Here is a 22,826-nt window from a genome sequence, read left to right on the forward strand (position 1 = left end):
AACTTCAGGGAACCCGTGTATGACGCCGCTTTCTTCGCAGTTACAGCAGCACTGGCAAACGCTCCTGGACCGCGCCCCGGAAGATTTTCCCCTTGGGGCGCTGAGTACCGAAGCGCAGGCTGTTTTCACCTTTAGTGATTTTGTTCAGCAAAGTTTAACGGCGCACCCCGAGTGGCTGGCGTCGCTGGAAAGCGAGCCGCCGCAGGCGGACGAATGGCGGCAATACGCGGGCTGGCTACAGGCCGAACTGGCGGAGGTTTACGATGAAGCGGCGCTAATGCGCGCGCTGCGTCTGTTCCGTCGGCGGATAATGGTGCGCATCGCCTGGTCGCAGGCGCTGTCGCAGGTTTCCGAAGAAGATACGCTTCAACAGCTTAGCCACCTGGCGGAAACGCTGATCGTCAGCGCCCGTAACTGGCTGTATGACGCCTGCTGCCGCGAGTGGGGCACACCGTGTAGCGCTGATGGCGTTCCGCAGCCGCTGCTGATCCTGGGTATGGGTAAGCTGGGCGGCGGCGAGCTGAATTTCTCCTCTGATATCGATCTCATTTTTGCCTGGCCGGAGCATGGCAGCACCCAGGGGGGGCGTCGTGAACTGGATAACGCCCAGTTCTTTACCCGCCTGGGGCAGCGCCTGATCAAAGTGCTCGACCAGCCTACGCAGGACGGTTTTGTCTACCGCGTGGATATGCGGCTGCGTCCGTTCGGCGACAGCGGCCCGCTGGTGCTGAGCTTTGCGGCGCTGGAGGATTATTACCAGGAGCAGGGGCGCGACTGGGAGCGCTATGCGATGGTCAAAGCACGTATCATGGGCGATGACGACGGTGTTTACACTAGCGAGCTGCGCGCCATGCTGCGGCCCTTTGTCTTCCGCCGCTATATCGACTTCAGCGTGATCCAGTCTCTGCGCAACATGAAAGGGATGATCACCCGCGAAGTACGTCGTCGTGGCTTGAAGGACAACATCAAGCTGGGCGCGGGCGGCATTCGCGAAATTGAGTTTATCGTTCAGGTCTTCCAGTTGATTCGCGGTGGCCGCGAGCCTACGCTGCAAAGCCGTTCGCTGCTACCGACGTTGACCGCCATTGAGGCGCTCAATCTGCTGTCAGAAAACGATGCGCAGGTGCTGCGTGAAGCGTATCTGTTCCTGCGTCGCCTGGAAAACCTGCTGCAAAGTATTAACGACGAGCAGACGCAAACGCTGCCCGGCGACGATCTTAACCGCGCGCGTCTGGCGTGGGGTATGCATTTTGCCGACTGGGAGACGCTCACGGAGCGGCTGGATGCGCTGATGGCGCAGGTGCGACGGGTGTTTAACGAGCTTATCGGCGACGATGAAGAAAGTTCGCAGGAAGAGCAGCTGTCGGAGTCCTGGCGTGAACTGTGGCAGGACACGCTGCAGGAGGATGATTCACCGGCTGTGCTGATTCATCTGAGCGACGACGATCGTCATCGCGTGTTGTCGCAGATTGCCGATTTTCGCAAAGAGCTGGATAAGCGCACCATCGGCCCGCGCGGCCGTCAGGTGCTGGATTCACTGATGCCGCATCTGCTCAGCGAAGTGTGCGCCCGCGAGGACGCGCTGGTGCTGCTGTCGCGCATTACGCCGCTGCTGAGCGGCATCGTCACCCGAACGACCTATCTGGAGTTGCTGAGCGAGTACCCCGGTACGCTGAAGCACCTGATTCGCCTGTGTGCGGCTTCGCCGATGGTGGCCAGCCAGCTGGCGCGCTATCCGCTGCTGCTGGACGAACTGCTCGACCCGAACACGCTGTACCAGCCGACGGCTACCGACGCCTATCGCGACGAACTGCGCCAGTATCTGCTGCGCGTGCCGGAAGAAGACGAAGAGCAACAGCTGGAAGCACTGCGTCAGTTTAAACAGGCGCAGCTGCTGCACATTGCGGCGGCCGATATCGCTGGCACGCTGCCGGTCATGAAGGTCAGTGACCACTTAACCTGGCTGGCTGAGGCGATGATTGACGCTGTGGTGCAGCAGGCGTGGGTGCAAATGGTGGCGCGCTACGGCCAGCCGACCCACCTGCGTGAACGCTCCGGTCGCGGTTTTGCGGTGATTGGCTATGGCAAGCTGGGCGGCTGGGAGTTGGGGTACAGTTCGGATCTCGATCTGGTGTTCCTGCACGATTGCCCGATGGATGCGATGACCGACGGTGAACGCGAAATTGACGGTCGCCAGTTCTACCTACGTCTGGCACAGCGCATTATGCACCTGTTCAGCACCCGCACCTCGTCCGGTATTTTGTATGAAGTGGATGCCCGTCTGCGCCCATCCGGGGCGGCCGGGATGCTGGTGACCACCGCCGAAGCGTTTGCCGATTATCAGCAGAACGAAGCGTGGACCTGGGAGCACCAGGCCCTGGTGCGCGCCCGCGTGGTGTACGGCGATCCGCAGCTTCAGCAGCAGTTTGACGCGATCCGTCGTCAGATCCTGACCAATACGCGCGACGGCGCGGCGCTGCAAACCGAAGTCCGCGAGATGCGGGAAAAAATGCGCGCTCATCTCGGCGGCAAGCAGCGCGACCGTTTCGACATTAAAACCGATGCTGGCGGTATCACCGATATTGAGTTTATCACCCAGTATCTGGTGCTGCGCTACGCTCACGAGAAACCGAAGCTGACACGCTGGTCGGATAACGTGCGCATCCTCGAGCTGCTGGCGCAAAACGACATTATGGATGAGCTGGAAGCGCAGGCGTTAACCCGCGCTTACACCACGCTTCGCGATGCATTGCATCATCTGGCGCTTCAGGAGCTGCCGGGCAATGTGGACCTGGCGAGCTTCGTAAAAGAGCGCGAACTGGTGAGCGCCAGCTGGCAGAAGTGGCTGGTTCAACCGTGAAATGTGCTATTATCGCGCGAAAATTTTGATTCTCTCAGGAGACACGAATGAAAGTGACGCTGCCGGAATTTGAACGTGCAGGAGTAATGGTGGTTGGCGATGTGATGCTGGATCGCTACTGGTATGGCCCAACCAGCCGTATTTCCCCGGAAGCCCCGGTGCCGGTGGTCAAGGTGGAGACCATCGAAGAACGCCCTGGCGGCGCGGCGAACGTGGCAATGAACATTGCTTCTCTGGGCGCAAATTCTCGTCTCGTGGGCCTGACCGGTATTGACGACGCGGCGCGCGCGCTGAACAAAGCGCTGGCCGACGTGAACGTCAAATGTGATTTCGTCTCGGTGCCGACGCACCCGACGATCACCAAGCTGCGCGTGCTGTCACGTAACCAGCAGCTCATTCGTCTGGATTTTGAAGAAGGGTTTGCTGGCGTGGATCCACAGCCGCTGCATGACCGCATTCAGAGCAGCCTGCCTAATGTCGGTGCGCTGGTGCTTTCCGACTACGCCAAAGGCGCGCTGGAAAGCGTGCAGCAGATGATTAAGCTGGCGCGTCAGGCGAAAGTACCGGTATTGATCGACCCGAAAGGGACTGATTTTGAACGCTATCGCGGCGCGACGCTGCTGACGCCGAACCTGTCCGAGTTCGAAGCGGTAGTGGGGAAATGTAAAAACGAAGAAGAGCTGGTTGAGCGCGGCATGAAGTTGATTGCCGATTTCGATCTTGCCGCGTTGTTAGTGACTCGCTCCGAGCAGGGCATGACGCTGCTGCAGCCAGGCAAAGCGCCGCTGCATCAGCCAACTCAGGCGCAGGAAGTGTACGACGTGACCGGCGCGGGTGATACGGTGATTGGCGTGCTGGCGGCGACGCTGGCCTCCGGTAAGACACTGGAAGAGGCCTGTTTCTTCGCTAACGCCGCCGCGGGTGTCGTGGTGGGTAAACTCGGGACGTCAACCGTTTCGCCTATCGAGCTGGAAAACGCCGTGCGCGGTCGTGCGGATACCGGTTTTGGCGTGATGAGTGAAGAAGAGCTTAAGCACGCGGTGGCTGCCGCGCGTCGTCGCGGTGAGAAAGTGGTGATGACCAATGGCGTGTTCGATATTCTCCACGCGGGCCATGTTTCTTATCTGGCGAACGCACGCAAGCTGGGCGATCGTCTGATCGTGGCGGTCAACAGCGATGCGTCTACCAAACGCCTGAAGGGAGAGTCTCGCCCGGTGAATCCGCTGGACCAGCGGATGATCGTGCTGGGTGCGTTGGAGTCGGTAGACTGGGTGGTCTCGTTTGAAGAAGATACGCCGCAGCGCCTGATTGCCGGGATCCTGCCGGATCGCCTGGTGAAGGGCGGCGACTATAAGCCAGAACAAATTGCCGGTAGCGAAGAAGTGTGGGCGAACGGTGGTGAAGTGCTGGTGCTGAACTTTGAAGATGGTTGCTCAACGACCAATATTATTAAGAAGATTCAGAAGGATAGCGGGAAGTAACGCTTCGCGCTTCCCCTCACCCGAACCCTCTCTCCGTAGGGAGAGGGGACCGCTCGGTTTGCTCCCTCGCCCCTTTGGGGAGAGGGTCGGGGTGAGGGGCCGTTCGACTTACTCTTTTTCTTCAGCAACTGGCGCCGTGTCGCGGTTTTCCAGCTCGCTAATCCGCTGTTCCAGCAGCGCCAGCTTTTCACGCGTGCGCAGCAATACCTGCGTTTGTACGTCAAACTCTTCACGACTCACGACGTCAAGGCGCGTCAGCTGAGACTGGATCACCTGGCGAACTTTCTTCTCAATGTCATCCCCGAACTCTCGCAGACCTTTCGGCATGGATTCGTGGACCTGGCGGGCGATTTGTTCAATTTTCTTCGGGTCGATCATCTCTGTTTCCCTGATTCTGTCGGCATTACTGCTATTGTAGTGTCTTCTCCCCATACGATAAACCAGAATTGTTCGAAGCTTATGCATTGCCGAAGATAGTCATTAGCGTTATAGTGAGTGCGCTTATTCTCAGGGCGGGGCGAAATTCCCCACCGGCGGTAAATCAGCTACGGCTGAAAGCCCGCGAGCGCTTCTTGTGAATTCAGGAAGGTCAGCAGATCCGGTGTAATTCCGGGGCCGACGGTTAAAGTCCGGATGGGAGAGAGTAACGATTCAGTTGGGTTTAACCCGCTCGCGTTATCTATTTGCCGCTTGTCGGCACTCCTAAGACTGCCCTGATTCTGGTAACCATAATTTTAATGAGGTTTTTTTACCATGAATCAGACGCTACTTTCCTCTTTTGGTACTCCGTTCGAACGCGTTGAAAACGCACTGATTGCCCTGCGCGAAGGCCGCGGCGCGATGGTGCTGGACGATGAAGATCGCGAGAACGAAGGCGACATGGTTTTTGCCGCCGAAAACATGACCGTTGAACAAATGGCGCTGACTATCCGTCACGGTAGCGGCATCGTTTGTCTGTGTCTGACCGACGAACGTCGTAAACAGCTGGAGCTGCCGATGATGGTGGAAAATAACACCAGCGCCTACGGCACCGGTTTTACCGTCACTATCGAAGCGGCACACGGCGTCACCACCGGCGTTTCCGCCGCTGACCGCCTGACTACCGTTCGCGCGGCGATTGCCGATAACGCGAAACCGTCCGACCTCAACCGTCCGGGCCACGTATTCCCGCTGCGCGCGCAGCCTGGCGGCGTTCTGACCCGTGGTGGCCACACCGAAGCGACTATCGATCTGGTGAGCCTGGCTGGCTTCAAACCGGCGGGTGTTCTGTGTGAACTGACCAACGACGACGGTACCATGGCGCGTGCGCCAGAGTGCATCGAGTTTGCGAAGAAACATAACATGGCGCTGGTGACCATTGAAGATCTCGTGGCTTACCGTCGTGAACACGAACGTAAAGCGAGCTAAGCTCCACTGCTGATGCCGGAAGCCCGGCGTCGCAGCGCTTGCCAATCTTAAAGGCCGGGTTATCCCGGCCTTTTTGTTGCTAGTTGTAGTTGATCTTGAACAGTACGACCGATTCGAAGTGTCCCACCTTGACCTCTTCTCCCGCAACTTTTGACAGTTCTGCCGTGTAGTTCTGCGTCATCGTTAATAGCGATCCGGTAAAGTCGGCGTATTCTTCATACTGGTTAAATGTGTAGGGCCTGTGGTTATCGCTGTTAAGGATTTTTAGCTGCAGGCCGTTGCCAATCAGCAACGAGGTATCGTCTGCTGACAGGGTCTCTGTGGTGTAAAACGATGAGTTGACCTTAAAACCATCGGCACAGGTTCCGTCCTGACTTTTATTCGTGGTGACGGAGAAGGTGCGAGTTATCGCACCACTGGCGATCTCGTAGGGATTAAATGACCCAAAATCAATGATCTGGTTGGCAGGTTCAATATTGAACGTCACGTTACAGTCAAGGACGCGAATGTTTTCCAGTCCGCTGACGTGGTATTTCAGGTTGGCGGCATCCGGACTCTGGTTCCAGCCATCGGCGCCGTCAAACTGCACGAGGGTAAAGCTGCCGAGCGTACTCTGGTAGTCGTGTGCCGGCATTGCTTTGATTTTCACATACAGACGCATACGCGCGATAAACGTTCGCGAGTAGTGAACGTCATCGGCATTTTTACTGCATAATCGCTCTTCCCAGCCGGAAGCCCGAATTTGCGCCGCCGTAAATTTTTCGTAATAGGCATTATCAATACAGGTGTTGGTATCAATCCCTACCGCACCCTGTGTCGTGTCGTAATCGACGCCCGCATAGGTCACTCCGAGCTGATAGTAAGGATCGTCCGTTGAAGAGTAGGGGTTTACCCATGCATAAACGTCTTCGCCGACTCGCCCGTTGCCATCCATTTTATCGCCGTTGTCGCAGTATACCGGGACTTTAATATCACCGCTTTCCCAGATTTTATCGCCGACCTGGGCGTTATCAGGAACCGCAAATTCTCCTATCGTTTGATACTTATCCGTTGGGCCGCCCGATGCGCCAAGATAGCAATGCACCGCCCATGCGGCCTGAAATGGGCTGAGTAACAGCGCCAGCAGGAGCAGTGATGACAGACGGCGGATCATTTTTTCTCCTCCGATGCGGTGGCTGTGCAGCTGCTGCGGCAGCTTAGCTGCAGCATCCGGAGCGCACCGTAATCATCCATATAGCCAATGTAGAAACTCGGGCCGTCGTTCGGGCCGGTATTCAAACTGGCGGATCCAAATGGCGGCAGCATGGTGGTTTTAAAACCGGGCGTCACGCCGCGCAAATCTTTGCCGAAATAGGCCAGCGTAATGTAGTAGGGCGTGGGGTTCTGTACCTCTAACGTTTTACCGTTCAGGCGAAAGGTCATCGCGTGTTCTTTTTGGTCCCCCGGTTTTTTCTTCAGAGAGGCGGGACGCCAGAACATTTTGATTTTTGACTGCATAGCTACCTGCACCACCGCGTGATTTTCAGCGGTATCCGGCGCAGGCGGAATTTCCCGAACATTGTAATAAAACAATGACTCCCGATCTGTGGGGAGCGCTGATACGCCGCTCTGTTTGATGATACGAACCTGAGTCATCGCGCCGGGCTCCAGGCGCTGCATTGGCGGCAGGGCGGCAAAAAAGGCATCGCTCTTATTGCCCTTTTCATCTTCGATCCACGAGTAGGCCAGATAGGGGAGATCTTTACTGGCATTGGTTAATTTCAGGCTTGCCGCTTTGTTGTCGCCGTTGAAAATCACCCGGGTGCGATCCGGTGAAACAGCGGCCTAGCTGGTGAAAGATAGCGTGAGTAACAGCCAGAGAAGTCCTTTCATAGGTGTCATTTCTTCATCCTTAATCAATGACAAGGCAGGATTAACTGCCGGGGAAGTTGAGAGAGAGAATCGGGTAAGGTGATGCGACAGGTGATACTGCCCCATTGCACGCGGAAGGTTTTTCCTTCATTAACGCCGCTCATCCAGACGTGTCCTTCTTCGCTGACCATGCCAACATCGGTTTTGCCATCATCGTCGTACACCACCGCGCCCAGCGGCGGATATTTGCCCTCGGCGGTGCGAATGATGGCGTTGATATCCAGACCCGCGCGCGAAGCCAGCGGTTTATAGCCAATTGCGCCTTCCGTCCAGGTTTCCCGCAGCGTATTTTCCGCGACCGTTACGCCATCAGGCAGGGCCTCGAGGTTAACGGCGACAGTGGTGGGCTGATAGCTGGAGATCATTGGCACCACCGCGTAACCAAAGCGATTGGTGGTGTTAAAGTTCCCCTGAACCGGGATATCGGCAATGCCATCGGTGCTGATCATCAGCCGCGGTTCGTTGCCCATACTGCGTCTGTGCAGCGCCGCCCCGTGGCGGGTCGCAGTAAAGGAGCCGCTCCAGCTGGCGCTCGCCGAGGTGTAATCGCTGGCGGCGTAGCTACCGGCGAGCTGGAGATCGCCGATACTGGAGAGGTGCTGATAGTTGCCGCGGAACTGAGCGCCATTATCCGGTTTATCGCTGGCCGCGCCGGCCGATACGCCCCAGGTGTTACGCGCATCTGAGGAGTCGTACCAGGAGACGGTGTGCGTGGTGTTGTCGCTGTTACGCATGTCATAGCTTAAGCGCTGGGCGAAGCCGAAAGGAACGGAGACGGAGACGTAAATCTGGTTGTCGTTATCACTCTCTTCGTAGTGCGTCGTGCTGAAGGTGGTCGTCAGCGAAATGTTTTTCCAGCTCCCGACGTCGAAGTTAAACCCGGCGGTGATGCTCGCCGAGGTCGATGAATCGCCATCCCACCACAGCTGGCGCAGCGCGGTGACGTACAGATTCATATTCAACGGCTCAATGGGCTGACTGGCGGAAATGCTGATGGTCTGTTTTTCGTCCTGGGTATCGCCGTCGTTGAGCTGGTGGTCGATAAAATTGGCGTAGCTATGGAACGTGCGTTCGGAAAAACGATAGGCTGCAAGCGATACCTGGCTGTCGGTAGCGTCAAAGCGTTTGCTGTAGTTCAACCGGTAGCTGGAACCCTTTTCTTCTTCCCCGTTATCAAAATGGCTGACGGCGTGGGTGACGTCAAACGAGATGGCTCCCAGCCACAGCATGTTTTGCCCGATACCGAGCGCGGCGGAGCGGTAGTCGTTGCCCGCGGTGAGGATGCCGCCGTACAGCGAAGTGTTTGACAATACGCCCCACGAGGCTTCGCTGCTGATAAACGTATCGTTGATGACGCTGTGCGACAGGTCCGGACGCATGCGGCCTGAGGTAACTTTATAGCGAATCTGCCCCTTGCGGGTTAAGAATGGGGTGGAGGCCGCTGACACCTGAAAGGTGTTAACCCGGCCATCTTCTTCGGTTACCTCGACGTCAAGCGTTCCCTGCACCGATTGATTCAGGTCGCTAATCATAAAGGGGCCCGGTGCGACTTTGGTCTGGTAAAGGATCCTGCCCTGGTGCCTCACTGTGACGGTGGCGTTAGTTTGCGCTACGCCGCTGATTTGTGGCGCATAGCCGCGTAATTCCCAGGGTAGCATACGGTCATCGCTAATCAGCGATGCGCCGGTATAGGAAAAACCGTCGAAAATATCCGAACTAAAATCCGTTTCACCGAGCGTCAGCTTTGCACCGAGCGTGCTCAGCGGGCGAAACAAATAGGTACGGGAAATCGTGCGCGACGTAGTGGTGTCTTCGTCGTCGCGGGTTTGGCTCAGCTGATAGTCACTGCGTAAACGCCATGCGCCGAGGTTCACACCGCCCGTGCCGTAGGCGTTCAGGTTTTCACTATGCTCGCCGTCATGGGGACGATAGGTGCTGGCGAAAAGATTGTAGTCCAGCAGAAAACCAGCCACGCCATCATTCCAGGTGGCGGGAGGCATCCAGCCATTGGTTTTCCACGCGACCCATGCCTGGGGAATGGCGATATTCAACTGTTGTTGCGCCATATCCAGCGTGAAGGTGATCTCCGGGTGGGCGCGAAAATCCACACAACCGTTTTCGACGGGCAATGAATGATAAAAATCTTCTTTCAGCCCCATGCCTTCTGCCAGATCGACAGGAATACAGGGTAAAACGTCTGCGTCCTGTTTTCTCCAGCGGAGTAAACGGCCGGAGGAAATTTGATTTTTATTGACGGTCACGGCCACAAAATAATTTCCTGGCAGGTGGTCGGTTTATCTTTGAGCAGGGATATATCAACGCTGTCACGCATGGATTTATCCAGTACGTTAAGGTTGAATTCAGTGGCGCTTGCGGAAAATATAAATAATAAGCCGCAGCAAGATACAGCAATTTTAGCGGTATTCACGGCATCCCTACCTGATTTATCTAATAAAGGGTGGCGGTCGCGGCCACCCTGGATAGATTACTTATATGACAGTACGTAAGTGGCATTTGAAGCCACTGCGCCAGGTGTGGCAGGTGTGGCTTTTGTGCTATCGACCAGTTCCATATAGGCCTGGAATGGCAGGGTTTGTTCGGAGGATGCCTGCACCAGCGTCACTGTTTTCGCGGTGCCGAGAGTAATATTCTGACCCTCGCCATCCAGCAGGCGGACGCCGACGCCCGTCGCGCCACCGGTCATGGTGTTGGAGAGCAGGTTCTCACCTTCAGTAGTCACCGCAGTACTGGTAAAGGTCACATCCACTTTGGTGACTTTCGTTTCGGTGCCTTCGCCATTGTCGGAGTTCGGTAGATCGCAATCGACCAGATGAATACTGGCATCAACGGCATCAGAGTGGCCCTTTGAATTGATGTAGCTGGCCGGCACTTCACCGAGATCGACCTGCTTGTCAACGTCTTCCGCTTTGATAGCGCAAGGCGCGCTGATGACATCACCGGTAAAGGTAATTTTGCCCGAACCACCGTCGACTGCGGCGAAAGCGGAAGAAGAGGTTAACGCTGCCGCAACCATCGCGAACAGCACAGTTTTTCCCATTTTCATATCAAGGTCCTTGATTGTAGCATTGCTGGTTAATTATATTTACTTCTCATATTTCGTTGCTGATAAATAAAAACATTATCATTGATAATGAATTTTTATCATTTATGGGTTGTTCTTTTTAATATAACCACTAACACAAAGTAAGTTATTTAATCTTGTATGAGATAATAGAGCACTTGGCACTATTTTTTGATGGGGGAGATGAGAAATAAGAATAAATTTATATTCCAGATATTTATTTCAAGGCGGTTTAAAGTGTGTGTCGTGGATTATATTTCTATAATAAATGGGAGCGCGATTTGCGCTCCCTTGAAGGTATTTTTAGTTATCTGGCCGTGTTTTATCCAATCCCTACCGATTGCAGCACCACCAGGCTCATTCCCATCACCGACATGCCGCACAGCACGCCGTAGCTGGGATTATTGTTAGGATCTATCTCTTTCGCCAGCGGCATCAACTCATCGACGGAAAGGGCGACCATGATGCCGGCGACCGCCGCCATAATTGCCGCCATAACTACCGGCGACACCATACTGCCAAGAATCGCCCAGGCCAGCACGCCGCCGAGAATTTCGGCCATACCGGAAATGCCCGCCCAGAACACCGCTTTACGCTTTGAACCCGTGGCGGCGTACACCGGCCCGGCGACCGCCAGCCCTTCCGGGATATTGTGCAGCGCCACGGCCAGCGCAATGCCAAAGCCCAGCTCAAGATTATTGCTGGCGGTGACGAAAGTGGCGATCCCTTCCGGGAAGTTATGCAGGCTGATACCCAACGTGAGCAGCACGGCGGTGCGACGAATATTGCGCGGCAGCGGCTGCGTGTTCTTTTGCATCAGATCCTGCGGATGGGCATGCGGCAGCATCCTGTCGAGGGCGAAGTAGCCAAGCAGGCCAACGACAAACATGCCGTAACCGAGCACCGGCGACATGCCTGGGGCATCAAGCGCAGCCGGCAGCATCTCCATAAGGGAGATGAGCAGCATAATCCCGGCGGCGAAGCCGAGGGAAAACGCCAGCACGCGGTTAGAAGGTTTCTGACCGATCACCCCAAGAAAAGCGCCGATGAACGTCGCCGCCCCGGCCAATAATGTCAGAATCAGCGGAACCGACATGGTTTACTCCTTATGATAATGATTATCATTCATGATATTGAAAATCGTTTTCCCTTGCGAGAGCTGAACGCACTCTTTACGTCATCCTTACATTCAAATTTTCTGAAGATCATCATCACGCTTATCTGAGTTTATCCTCACTGAAAACAGGTTAATGTGGTGTTATCAAATCAATGCCTCTGGAAGGATAACACCATGTCTCGTAGCCGAATGCCAGCACTGTTTTTAGGTCACGGTAGCCCCATGAACGTACTGGAAGATAACCTCTATACCCGTACCTGGCAGCACCTGGGCGAAACGCTGCCGCGTCCGAACGCGATTGTCGTGGTCTCCGCGCACTGGTTTACCCGCGGCACGGGGGTGACGGCGATGGAAACACCGAAGACGATTCATGACTTTGGCGGCTTCCCGCAGGCGCTGTACGATACCCATTACCCGGCGCCAGGTTCCCCTGAACTCGCGCAGCGGTTGGTTGAGCTGCTGGCTCCGGTCCCGGTGGCGCTGGATAAAGAAGCCTGGGGTTTTGACCACGGTTCCTGGGGCGTGCTGATCAAAATGTACCCGAATGCGGATATCCCGATGGTGCAACTGAGTATCGACAGCACCAAACCGGCTGCGTGGCATTTTGAGATGGGCCGTAAGCTGGCCAGCTTGCGTGATGAAGGCATTATGCTGGTGGCGAGCGGTAACGTAGTGCACAACCTGCGCACTGCGAAATGGCACGGTGACTCTACGCCATACCCGTGGGCCAGCTCCTTTAACGATTATGTGAAGGCGAATCTGGACTGGAAAGGGCCGGTGGAGCAGCATCCGTTGGTGAACTACCTGTCGCATGAAGGCGGGTCGCTCTCTAACCCGACGGCGGATCACTTCCTGCCGCTGCTGTACGTGCTGGGCGCATGGGATGGCGAAGAGCCCATCACGATCCCGGTAGACGGTATCGAAATGGGCTCGCTGAGTATGCTGTCGGTGGTGATTGGCTGACGATTACTCGACAAAGATGTGCGGATAGAAGCGCGAAAGATCCTGAGTGATCAGCGCTCTGTCCTCACGAATACCGATTCCGGCTGGCTGATCGTTAATCAGCCAGCTGCCGATCAGCATATAGCTGTCGCCAAACTTCGGCAGCGGATGGAACTGCTGGACGATCATCCCTTCTTCGCCGTACGGGCCTTCGACCTGCTCGATGGTTTTGCCGTTCTCAACGATCGAAATGTTCGCGCCTTCGCGAGAGAAGATCGGTTTCACCACAAATTTGTCCATCTGCGGATGATCGTCTTCGGCGAAGTAGGCCGGGAGCAGGTTCGGGTGATCCGGGAACATCTCCCACAGTAGCGGCAGCAGCGCTTTGTTAGAGATGATGCTCTTCCACGCCGGCTCCAGCCAGCGCACGCCAGCGTCTTCCAGCTTGGTGGAGAACATCTCGCGCAGCATATATTCCCACGGATAGAGCTTGAACAGATTGCCGATCACCTGATCCTGCAGATCGGTAAACTGGCCTTTCTCACCCAGGCCGATATCTTCTATGTAGAGGAATTCGGTTGCGACACCCGCTTCCGCCGCGCAGTCCTGTAGATACTGAACGGTGCCGCGATCTTCTACGGTATCGCGGCAGCAGGTCATGTGCAGCAGCTGGAATCCGTGCTGTTCGCGCAGTTCGTTGAAGCGATCGATCAGCTTTTCCTGCAGGCTGTTGAACTGGTCGCTGCCGGCTGGCAGATTGCCGGCGTTCAGCTGATCTTCCAGCCAGATCCATTGGAAAAATGCCGCTTCATACAGCGAGGTTGGCGTGTCGGCGTTATTCTCCAGCAGCTTCGGCTCACCTTTGCCATCCCACGCCAGGTCCAGGCGTGAATAGAGAGACGGCTGGTTGGTCTGCCAGGACTGGCGGACAAAGCCCCAGGTGTGCTTTGGAATACGGAATTTGGTCATCAGCTCATCGCTGGCGATGACGCGCTCGACCACCTTCAGGCACATCTGGTGAATCTCTGCGGTGACGTCTTCCAGTTTTTCCACCTGCGCGAGGGTGAGCTTGTAGTACGCTTCCTCGCTCCAGTACGGCTCACCGTACATGGTGTGGAAGTTAAAACCGTATTCGGTCGCTTTTTCGCGCCAGTCCGGGCGTTCAACAATACTGATTCTTTCCATGGCGATCAGCCACCCATTGAGCGGGAGGTGGTGCCGGTGGCGCTACGCTGCATGGTGGACTGTTTCGCCACCGATTCACCGAAGCCGCCGCGGGTAACGGTGCTGGTGGTTGCCGGTTTCGGCGCCATCGCGGTTTTCGGCACGTTCATCGAACGGCCCGGTTGGGCTGCGCCGTAGTTTTTACCGCTGGCGTCGGTGTATTTACCGTAGGCCGGGCTGGACGGGTTCTTCGAGGTGAAGACCGGCTGCTGCTGGTAGCCGCCCATACCGCCGCTCATCATGCGGCCCATCATGTAACCTGCCATCAGCGGCATCCAGAAGCTGCCGCTGCTTTGCGCTTGCGCCTGGTTTTCACCGGTTGGGGCCATGCCCGCCTGGGCAGGCGCCTGCTGACACTGGCCTTCGCCGAATTCCGCTACGCAGTCTTCACGGCTGGCGTATTTCGGCGCGGTGCGTTCGGCTTCTTTCAGCGCGTTGTTGAACGTTGTTGTACACTCCGCGCTTTTGCCCGGGTTGGCCGCGGAGCAGTCGTCCGCATTCTGATATAGCGTGACGGTTTCGTCGGTTTTCTCACAGCCTGCGAGCATAAAGACGGCGGTAACGGCCAGTGCAACTGGTGTGAGATGGCGCGCGCCCCAGCTTTTACGGAAAGCGGCGTGCTGAATGTTGTTTGTCCGTTTCATTTTATTCTTCCTGGACCCAGTGGAATGGTATTGCAATAGCGCTCAGGATAGTGGATGAGTGGTCGAAAATGAAGCGAAGAAGCGGCGAAAGCGGGGGATCTTTACGTTGCCTTACGTTGGCGCAAAAAAAGGTCCGCACGGGGCGGACCTTGTTGCCTGCAAACGTCTGCCTTAGCGGAGACGCGCTTTGCTGGTGGCCGGAGAGGTGTAGCCGTCGGCGGTGGCATCCTGCTGCGCATTCTCAGGCGCAATGGTGGCATTGGCGGTCGAAACCGGTTTGCCCAGGGTGTTGTTCAGCGCCAGCAGATCCTGCTCGTTCAGCGTGCCCAGTGCATTTTTGATATTCAACTGGTTGATCAGATAGTTGTAACGCGCGCTGGAGAGCTGTTGCTTCGCGTTGTACAGCGTGGTGGTCGCATCCAGCACGTCAACGATGGTACGGGTACCGACGGAGTAGCCTGCTTCCATGGCGTCTAAAGAGCTCTGTGCAGAAACCACAGCCTGTTTGTAGGCGTTGATGCTGCTGATAGAGGCGTTGACGTTATTGAAGGAAGAACGCACGGTTTGCACCACGGAGCGGTGAGCGCTTTCAAGCTGCTCGCTGGCGCCGACGAAGTTGTACTGCGCCTGTTTCACCTGCGAGTTGACCATCCCGCCCTGATACAGCGGCAGGGAGAAGCTCAGACCCACTTTGTTCTGACCGGCGTCGTTATCGTTGTATTGACCGTTATTGGTTTTGGAACCGCTGTAAGAGGTGTTAGACACCCCGGTAGAGGCGGTTAAATCCAGCGTCGGCAGATGACCGTCCTGCGCCTGGCGAATCTGCTCACGCGCCAGGTCCTGGCTCAGACGAGCCTGCAACAGGGAGAGGTTGCGGTTCTCTGCTTCTTTCAGCAGTGAGTTCACGGCCTGCGGCTTATCGGTTTTGAAGCTGTCGACGTTCAGTGACGCCAGCTCCGGATAGTAGTTACCGGTGACCTGACGCAGCGCTTCTACCGCGTTGTCGAGGTTGTTACGCGCGGTGACTTCGTTCGCCAGCACGGTATCGTACTGTGAACGGGCGTTCTGCACGTCGGTGATGGCGACCAGGCCCACATTGAAGCGCTGGGTGGTTTGGTCTAACTGACGGTAAATCGCCTGTTTCTGCGCTTCGGTGTAGGAGAGCGAGTCAATGGCGCTCAGCACGTTGAAGTATGCGGTTGCGGTATTCAGGATCAGCGTCTGTTGATCGGTCTGATAGGTCACATCCTGGATGCCCGCCGCTTTTTCTTGCAGGCTCAGCGCACGCCATTTGGACATATCAAACAGCGTCTGCGTCAACTGCAGCGAGCCGCTGGTGACGTTGGAGTTCACGCCGTTGCTGTCGCGGAAGCCGTTGGTGTAGGTATAATCGGCACCCAGACCTAACTGCGGTAACAGTGGGCTACGCGCTTCGTTGATCTTTTCGAATGCTGCATCACGATCTGCTGCAGATTTACGGAGATCCGGGTTACTGGTACGTGCCTGCTGATAGACCTGTAACAGGTTCTCTGCCTGGCTCATTGTACTGAAGCCCGTCAGGCTCAGGCCAATTAAGATAGGGAGCAATTTCTTCATTTGCATTTGCATTCCTTGTTGTGAAGCTTAGCGCTGATCTAATTCACAGAAAAAATATTTGCCGATTGTACCAGAGTCCGCCGTGTTAAAAAGTTGGCGTAACGTGCCATCTGGCGTTAATTTGCACCAATCTACCATAGAGTGAGTGGATCCTAAGACAAACAGAGTTTAAATCCACAATTTCAACACAATTACTGCATAGGCCAGTCCATGACTAAATCACGTAACCCGGTGGTCACCCTCGCGAAAAACGATGTAGAAATTATTGCACGAGAAACTGTTTATCGCGGTTTTTTTTCGCTTGATGTGTACCGTTTTCGCCACCGTTTGTTCAATGGGGAGATGAGCGGAGAAGTTCGTCGCGAAATTTTTGAGCGCGGTCACGCCGCAGTCTTGCTACCCTTTGACCCAGTGCGTGACGAAGTGGTGCTGATTGAGCAGGTGCGTATTGCCGCTTATGACACCAGTGAAACCCCTTATCTGCTGGAGATGGTCGCGGGCATGATTGAAGAGGGCGAAACCGTTGAAGACGTCGCCCGGCGCGAATCGCTGGAGGAAGCGGGGTTAACCGTTGGTCGTATGAAACCGTGCCTCAGCTATCTGGCCAGCCCCGGCGGCACCAGCGAGCGTCTGAGCATTCTGGTGGGGGAAGTGGATGCGACAACGGCCAAGGGCATCCATGGCCTGGCGGAAGAACACGAAGACATTCGCGTTCATGTGGTAAGCCGGGAGTATGCTTATCAATGTGTGGAAGAGGGAAAAATTGACAACGCAGCGTCTGTCATCGCTTTGCAATGGCTGCAGCTGCATTATCAGGACTTACGAAAAGAGTGGGCAAAATGAAGCGCTATACACCTGACTTCCCTGAAATGATGCGTTTGTGCGAAACCAACTTCGCGCAATTACGCCGCTTACTGCCGCGCATTGATGAAGCCGGCGAAACGGTGAGCTATCAGGTGGCTAATGCGCAATATCGCTTAACGATAGTCGAATCAACTCGTTACACTACGCTTGTGACGATTGAACAAACGCACCCGGCGGTGAGCTACTGGAGCCTGCCGTCGATGACCGTGCGGTTGTATCATGACGCGATGGTGGCTGAAGTGTGTTCAAGTCAGCAGATCTTTCGCTTCAAAGCGCGGTATGATTATCCAAATAAAAAGTTGCATCAACGCGACGAAAAGCATCAAATTAATCAGTTTCTGGCCGACTGGCTTCGATTCTGTTTAGCACATGGAGCGATGGCGATTCCGGTTTGTACATAGAACCGTTCGGGCTGCCTCTGGGCCGCTGCCAGCGACGACGCTGCCTGAAAGGATGATGTGTATGTTTGCATCGTGAAACCTAAGGACACCATTTGGAAAGCCTTTTAAACCTTCCTCTGGCTGGTGGGGCCAGTGTCAGGGTACTGCAAATTACTGATACTCACCTGTTTGCTGAAAAAGATGAAACGCTGTTAGGGGTGAATACCTGGGAAAGCTACCACGCCGTCTTGCAGGCGATACATGCCTCGGCGCGTGAAGTTGACCTGGTGGTAGCGACAGGCGATTTAGCACAGGATCACTCATCCGCGGCCTATCAGCACTTTGCTGAAGGCATCGCGAGCTTTACTGCGCCTTGCGTTTGGCTTCCGGGAAATCACGATTTTCAGCCGTCCATGTACAGCACATTACAGGATGCAGGCATCTCTCCGGCCAAGCGCGTGCTGGTTGGCGAACACTGGCAGATCCTGCTGCTCGACAGTCAGGTTTTCGGCGTGCCGCACGGCGAACTGAGCGACTTCCAGCTTGAGTGGTTAGAGAAACGGCTGGCGGAAATGCCGGAACGACATACCTTGCTGCTGCTGCACCATCACCCCCTGCCGGCGGGCTGTAGCTGGCTCGATCAGCACAGTCTGCGCAACGCCGGTGCCCTGGATAACGTGCTGGTGCACTATCCGCGCGTGAAGCATCTACTGTGCGGCCATATTCACCAGGAGTTGGACGTCGAGTGGAACGGGCGCCGTATCATGGCGACGCCGTCAACCTGCGTGCAGTTTAAGCCGCACTGCGCCAACTTTACGCTGGATACCGTTTCGCCTGGCTGGCGTTGGCTGGAGCTGCATGCCGATGGTTCGTTAACCACCGAAGTCTGCCGCCTTGCCGGGTCAAAATTCCATCCTGATACCGCATCTGAAGGCTATTAATGTCGACGCTTCTTTATCTGCATGGCTTTAACAGCTCTCCGTGTTCGGCCAAGGCCACGGCGCTTAAGCAGTGGCTGGCGGAGCACTATCCTGATGTGAAAATGCTGATCCCGCAGTTGCCTGTCTATCCGGCGGAAGCGGCGGAAATGCTCGAAGCGTTAGTGCTCAAGCACGGCGGTGAGCCGCTCGGGATCGTCGGATCGTCGCTGGGCGGCTATTACGCCACCTGGCTGTCGCAGTGTTTTATGCTGCCTGCGGTGGTGGTAAACCCGGCGATACGGCCGTTTGAGCTGCTGGTGAATTTCCTCGGACCGAACGAGAATCCCTACACCGGGCAGCAATATGTGCTAGAGTCACGCCATATTTACGATCTCAAAGTGATGCAAATTGACCCGCTTGAGGCACCGGATCTCATCTGGTTGCTTCAACAGACCGGCGATGAAGTGCTTGATTACCGCCAGGCCGTGGACTATTTCGCCTCCTGCCGACAAACGGTAGAGGAGGGCGGTAATCACGCATTTACCGGCTTTGAAGATCACTTCACACAGATTATCGATTTCCTGGGGTTGCATTAAGCAGCGCCAACTACCTACGAATAGATCATGACGCAATCTTCTTATAACGCTGATGCCATTGAGGTACTCACCGGGCTTGAGCCGGTTCGCCGCCGTCCGGGAATGTACACAGATACCACTCGCCCTAACCACCTTGGTCAGGAAGTGATTGATAACAGCGTGGATGAAGCGCTGGCCGGGCACGCGAAGCGTGTCGAAGTCATCCTCCATGCCGATCAGTCGCTGGAAGTTATCGATGACGGCCGCGGCATGCCCGTCGATATCCATCCGGAAGAGGGCGTACCGGCGGTTGAGCTGATCCTGTGCCGTCTGCACGCGGGCGGTAAGTTCTCCAACAAAAACTACCAGTTCTCCGGCGGCCTGCACGGCGTGGGGATTTCGGTGGTGAACGCCTTATCCAAACGCGTTGAAGTTAACGTTCGTCGCGACGGCCAAATCTACAGCATCGCGTTTGAGAACGGCGAAAAAGTCGAAGATTTACACGTTTCCGGTACCTGCGGGAAGCGCAATACCGGCACCAGCGTGCACTTCTGGCCGGACGAAAGCTTCTTCGACAGCCCGCGTTTTTCCGTATCCCGCTTAAGCCACCTGCTGAAAGCGAAAGCGGTGCTTTGCCCGGGCGTTGAAATCGTCTTTAAAGACAAAGTCAACGATACCGAGCAAACCTGGTGCTACGCTGACGGTCTGAACGACTATCTCAGTGAAGCGGTGAACGGCCTGCCGCTGCTGCCGGAAAAGCCGTTTGTCGGCAACTTCTCCGGCGACACCGAAGCGGTGGACTGGGCGCTGTTGTGGCTGCCGGAAGGCGGCGAACTGCTGACCGAAAGCTACGTCAACCTGATCCCGACCATGCAGGGTGGTACGCACGTTAACGGTCTGCGCCAGGGCCTGCTCGACGCGATGCGCGAGTTCTGCGAATACCGCAACATCCTGCCGCGCGGCGTGAAGCTGTCGGCGGAAGATATCTGGGATCGCTGCGCCTACGTGCTGTCGGTGAAGATGCAGGATCCGCAGTTTGCCGGGCAGACTAAAGAGCGTCTCTCTTCCCGTCAGTGCGCGGCCTTTGTCTCCGGCGTGGTGAAAGACGCCTTTAGCCTGTGGCTGAACCAGAACGTGCAGGCGGCCGAGCTGCTGGCCGAAATGGCGATTTCCAGCGCTCAGCGTCGTCTGCGCGCGGCGAAAAAAGTGGTGCGTAAAAAACTCACCAGCGGACCGGCGCTGCCGGGCAAACTGGCCGACTGCACCGCGCAAGATCTCGCTCGCACCGAGCTGTTCCTTGTGGAAGGCGACTCGGCGGGCGGCTCCGCCAAACAGGCGCGCGATCGTGAATATCAGGCGATCATGCCACTCAAAGGTAAGATCCTTAACACCTGGGAAGTCTCGTCTGACGAAGTGCTGGCCTCACAGGAAGTGCACGATATTTCCGTGGCGATCGGCATCGATCCGGACAGTTCGGATCTCAGCCAGTTGCGCTACGGCAAAATCTGTATCCTTGCGGATGCCGACTCCGATGGTCTGCACATCGCCACGCTGCTCTGCGCGCTGTTTGTGAAGCACTTCCGCGCGCTGGTGAAAGAAGGTCACGTCTACGTGGCGCTGCCGCCTCTGTATCGTATCGATCTGGGCAAAGAGGTTTACTACGCTCTGACCGAAGAAGAAAAAGCAGGCGTGCTGGAACAGCTCAAGCGTAAGAAAGGCAAACCGAACGTGCAGCGTTTTAAAGGTCTGGGTGAAATGAACCCGATGCAGCTGCGCGAAACCACGCTTGATCCGAACACTCGCCGCCTGGTGCAGCTTGTCATCAACGATGAAGATGAACAGCAGACCGATGCCACCATGGACATGCTGCTGGCCAAGAAGCGCTCGGAAGATCGCCGCAACTGGCTGCAGGAAAAAGGCGATATGGCCGATATCGAAGCCTGATTTCCAATCTCAAATTGAGCCTAAAAAGGAGACGCATGCGTCTCCTTTTTTATTGCCCGCGTGCCAGCTCAATCGCCAACCCCCGAGGTTAATGAATCGATTCATTTCTAATTTCTGCGCTTTATGAAATGCCATTTTAAAATTTGGTATGACAGGTCACACTTTAGTTGTATGACTTCTACCATATTCTTCCGCTGGACATAAAACATACTTTTGAACATGGACGTCAATCTATGCAGCCAAGTGATTCGCATAGTGAATTTTATCTTTCCTTACAAGAGAATCGTCTATGTTAAGAAGAAAACTGGTTTTAAGCGTTTTATCTTTCTCGTTACTGATGGGGTCTGCGGCGGCGATGGCGAAAACGGTTTTTATCGCCTCAGATGTGCATCCCGCTGATTATCCGACGACTGCTGCGGTGATTCATATGGGGGAGAAGCTCAGTCAACAAACCGACGGGCGTCTCTCCATCAGGATGTTCCCAAGCGGGCAGATGGGAGATGAAAGCACCACGCTGGAAAAGACCCGCGCCGGGGCGATTGATATTCTGCGCGTTTCTATGGCGCCGGTTGGCGGCATCCTGCCGCAGGTGAGCGTCTTCAACATGCCGTTTGTGTTCCGCGATACCGATCATCAGCACAAAGTGCTGGATGGCGACGTGGGCAGCAAACTGGCGAAAGAGATCTCCGACAGCAACCTTGGGCTGGTTTTCCTTGGCTGGATGGACGCGGGCTCGCGCAGCTTGATCACCAAAAAACCGATCACCACCCTCGACGATCTGAAAGGCGTGAAGATCCGTCTGCAAAACAACCCGATTGGTCTCGATACTTTTAAAGCGCTGGGCGCTAACCCGATCGTCCTGCCGGTTGGCGATGTCTTCGCTAGCCTGCAAACCGGGGTGATTGACGCAGCAGAAAACAACGAGCCGACCTTTGATACCGAAAACTATGTGGTGGCCGGCACCAAATATTTTGACCTCACCGAACACTTTATGATCCCGGAAGTGCTCGCCTTCTCGAAGCGTAAATGGAGCAAACTGTCGGCGGAAGATCAGGCGCTGATCATGAAGCTGGCAAAAGAAGCGCAGGCGGAAGAACGCGTGCTATGGGCTGAATACGTCGAGAAATCCAAACAGCGTCTGCAAAGCCAGGGCGTGAAATTCCTGCCGGTGGATAAAAAACCCTTTGTCGATGCCACTGCGCCGGTTCGCGAAAAATATGGCAAGCAGTTCAGCGACTTAATGCAAGAAATTCAGGACACCAAATAATCCCCGTGGCGGCAGGACGGCGCGTGCTGGCCTGCCCGTTTTGATCTGGAGATAACAATGAAAAATATCTATGTCCTGGTCATGGATGGCGTGTATCGGATCTGTATCTGGCTGTCAGGGATCAGCCTGTTATTTATGACGTTTATTTATCTGGTGGGGATTTACGCCCGTTTTCGTCCTGATTTTCCGGCATGGCTCGATTTTCTCCCGCATGCCTCAACCAGCTGGCCGGAACCGTTATCGCAGATTTGCATGATCACCTTCTCCTTCGTAGGGGCGGCCGCGGCCTATCGGGCCGGCAGCCACATCGCGATTACCATGCTGGTGGATCACATTAACCCGGCGATGAAAAAAGCGCTGGCGGTGTTCGTCGATCTGGCGATGCTGGCCACCTGCCTGTTTATCATTCACTGGGGGATTATCGGTTGTATGGATGCCTGGGAGGACGTGGTGCCATCGCTGCCGTTCCTGACCTCGGGGATCACCCATTTGCCAATTCCGCTGGGTTCGTTCTTCACGCTGCTGTTTGTGGTTGAAAAACTGCTGTGCGGCCCGCAAACGCACCGCGAACTGGTGCAGTTTGGCTCGCCGAAAGTCGGTCACTAAGGGGCA

At 55.6% G+C, this 22,826-nt stretch carries 18 protein-coding genes, 2 pseudogenes and 1 riboswitch; of the genes and pseudogenes, 11 read left to right on the plus strand and 9 right to left on the minus strand.

Annotated elements, in window-relative coordinates:
- Positions 1-19: 19 nt before the first annotated feature.
- On the plus strand, positions 20-2,860 hold the full coding sequence (gene glnE, locus GY169_RS03595) for a bifunctional [glutamate--ammonia ligase]-adenylyl-L-tyrosine phosphorylase/[glutamate--ammonia-ligase] adenylyltransferase (protein WP_167574995.1): 2,841 nt from the start codon (positions 20-22) through the stop codon (positions 2,858-2,860).
- Between the two features lie 47 nt (positions 2,861-2,907).
- A complete protein-coding gene (gene hldE, locus GY169_RS03600; RefSeq protein ID WP_167574996.1) occupies positions 2,908-4,341 on the plus strand; it encodes a bifunctional D-glycero-beta-D-manno-heptose-7-phosphate kinase/D-glycero-beta-D-manno-heptose 1-phosphate adenylyltransferase HldE in 1,434 nt (477 codons plus the stop codon).
- Between the two features lie 108 nt (positions 4,342-4,449).
- On the opposite strand, the gene ubiK is transcribed toward hldE, so the two are convergent.
- Positions 4,450-4,719 (minus strand): ubiquinone biosynthesis accessory factor UbiK, encoded by a 270-nt coding sequence (ubiK, locus tag GY169_RS03605; protein WP_163447868.1) that lies wholly within the window; start codon positions 4,717-4,719, stop codon positions 4,450-4,452.
- Between the two features lie 121 nt (positions 4,720-4,840).
- A riboswitch (FMN riboswitch) is annotated at positions 4,841-4,990 on the plus strand.
- Between the two features lie 104 nt (positions 4,991-5,094).
- On the opposite strand from ubiK, the gene ribB reads away from it, so the two are divergent.
- Positions 5,095-5,748 (plus strand): 3,4-dihydroxy-2-butanone-4-phosphate synthase, encoded by a 654-nt coding sequence (gene ribB, locus GY169_RS03610; protein ID WP_163447869.1) that lies wholly within the window; start codon positions 5,095-5,097, stop codon positions 5,746-5,748.
- 79 nt (positions 5,749-5,827) lie between these two features.
- Here ribB and GY169_RS03615 read toward each other — a convergent pair whose 3' ends face one another.
- The 5 genes and pseudogenes from GY169_RS03615 to zupT form a co-directional block, all read right to left on the minus strand.
- Positions 5,828-6,901, minus strand: a complete 1,074-nt coding sequence (locus tag GY169_RS03615) for a fimbrial protein (protein ID WP_167574997.1) — start codon at positions 6,899-6,901, stop codon at positions 5,828-5,830.
- Positions 6,898-7,629, minus strand: a pseudogene (locus GY169_RS03620) (molecular chaperone). The gene GY169_RS03615 and the pseudogene GY169_RS03620 overlap by 4 nt, the downstream one beginning before the upstream one ends.
- A 14-nt stretch (positions 7,630-7,643) precedes the next feature.
- Positions 7,644-10,087, minus strand: a pseudogene (locus GY169_RS03625) (fimbria/pilus outer membrane usher protein).
- Between the two features lie 57 nt (positions 10,088-10,144).
- Positions 10,145-10,723 carry a fimbrial protein gene (locus tag GY169_RS03630; protein ID WP_163447873.1) on the minus strand — a complete coding sequence of 193 codons (579 nt, stop codon included), beginning with the start codon at positions 10,721-10,723 and terminating at the stop codon, positions 10,145-10,147.
- Positions 10,724-11,063: 340 nt separating this feature from the next.
- Positions 11,064-11,837, minus strand: a complete 774-nt coding sequence (gene zupT, locus GY169_RS03635; protein ID WP_163447874.1) for a zinc transporter ZupT — start codon at positions 11,835-11,837, stop codon at positions 11,064-11,066.
- A 195-nt stretch (positions 11,838-12,032) separates the two neighbouring features.
- Here zupT and ygiD point away from each other — a divergent pair, with 195 nt between their 5' ends.
- Complete coding sequence (gene ygiD / locus GY169_RS03640) at positions 12,033-12,821, plus strand: 4,5-DOPA dioxygenase extradiol (RefSeq protein WP_167574998.1); 789 nt, start codon at positions 12,033-12,035, stop codon at positions 12,819-12,821.
- Between the two features lie 3 nt (positions 12,822-12,824).
- On the opposite strand, the gene GY169_RS03645 is transcribed toward ygiD, so the two are convergent.
- The 3 genes from GY169_RS03645 to tolC all read right to left on the minus strand — a co-directional run bounded on the left by GY169_RS03645 (position 12,825) and on the right by tolC (position 16,264).
- Positions 12,825-13,985 carry a glutathionylspermidine synthase family protein gene (locus GY169_RS03645; protein ID WP_163447876.1) on the minus strand — a complete coding sequence of 387 codons (1,161 nt, stop codon included), beginning with the start codon at positions 13,983-13,985 and terminating at the stop codon, positions 12,825-12,827.
- Positions 13,986-13,990: 5 nt separating this feature from the next.
- Positions 13,991-14,668, minus strand: coding sequence for a DUF1190 family protein (locus GY169_RS03650; RefSeq protein ID WP_064542307.1), 678 nt, complete (start codon positions 14,666-14,668; stop codon positions 13,991-13,993).
- A 171-nt stretch (positions 14,669-14,839) separates the two neighbouring features.
- A complete protein-coding gene (gene tolC, locus GY169_RS03655; protein WP_163447877.1) occupies positions 14,840-16,264 on the minus strand; it encodes an outer membrane channel protein TolC in 1,425 nt (474 codons plus the stop codon).
- A 210-nt stretch (positions 16,265-16,474) separates the two neighbouring features.
- Between tolC and nudF the strand changes: the two genes are divergently transcribed.
- The 7 genes from nudF (at position 16,475) to GY169_RS03690 (ending at position 22,820) form a co-directional block, all read left to right on the plus strand.
- A complete protein-coding gene (gene nudF / locus GY169_RS03660) occupies positions 16,475-17,107 on the plus strand; it encodes an ADP-ribose diphosphatase (RefSeq protein ID WP_065356069.1) in 633 nt (210 codons plus the stop codon).
- The gene (locus tag GY169_RS03665) at positions 17,104-17,529 is read left to right on the plus strand and encodes a DUF1249 family protein (RefSeq protein WP_064542314.1); all 426 of its coding nucleotides are present in this window, start codon (positions 17,104-17,106) and stop codon (positions 17,527-17,529) included. Before nudF ends, GY169_RS03665 begins: the two co-directional genes overlap by 4 nt.
- A gap of 92 nt (positions 17,530-17,621) precedes the next feature.
- Complete coding sequence (gene cpdA, locus GY169_RS03670) at positions 17,622-18,449, plus strand: 3',5'-cyclic-AMP phosphodiesterase (RefSeq protein ID WP_167574999.1); 828 nt, start codon at positions 17,622-17,624, stop codon at positions 18,447-18,449.
- Positions 18,449-19,024: an esterase YqiA gene (yqiA, locus tag GY169_RS03675; protein WP_064542320.1), complete on the plus strand. Its 576-nt coding sequence runs from the start codon at positions 18,449-18,451 to the stop codon at positions 19,022-19,024. Before cpdA ends, yqiA begins: the two co-directional genes overlap by 1 nt.
- A 27-nt stretch (positions 19,025-19,051) precedes the next feature.
- A complete protein-coding gene (gene parE, locus GY169_RS03680; RefSeq protein ID WP_163447879.1) occupies positions 19,052-20,947 on the plus strand; it encodes a DNA topoisomerase IV subunit B in 1,896 nt (631 codons plus the stop codon).
- 289 nt (positions 20,948-21,236) lie between these two features.
- Positions 21,237-22,214, plus strand: a complete 978-nt coding sequence (locus GY169_RS03685; RefSeq protein ID WP_163447880.1) for a TRAP transporter substrate-binding protein — start codon at positions 21,237-21,239, stop codon at positions 22,212-22,214.
- Positions 22,215-22,271: 57 nt separating this feature from the next.
- Entirely contained in the window at positions 22,272-22,820 is a 549-nt protein-coding gene (locus GY169_RS03690) for a TRAP transporter small permease (protein WP_065356064.1), read from the plus strand.
- The last annotated feature ends 6 nt before the right edge of the window (positions 22,821-22,826 follow it).

It is taken from the genome of Kluyvera genomosp. 3 (assembly GCF_011765685.1).
Taxonomy (GTDB): domain Bacteria; phylum Pseudomonadota; class Gammaproteobacteria; order Enterobacterales; family Enterobacteriaceae; genus Kluyvera; species Kluyvera georgiana_A.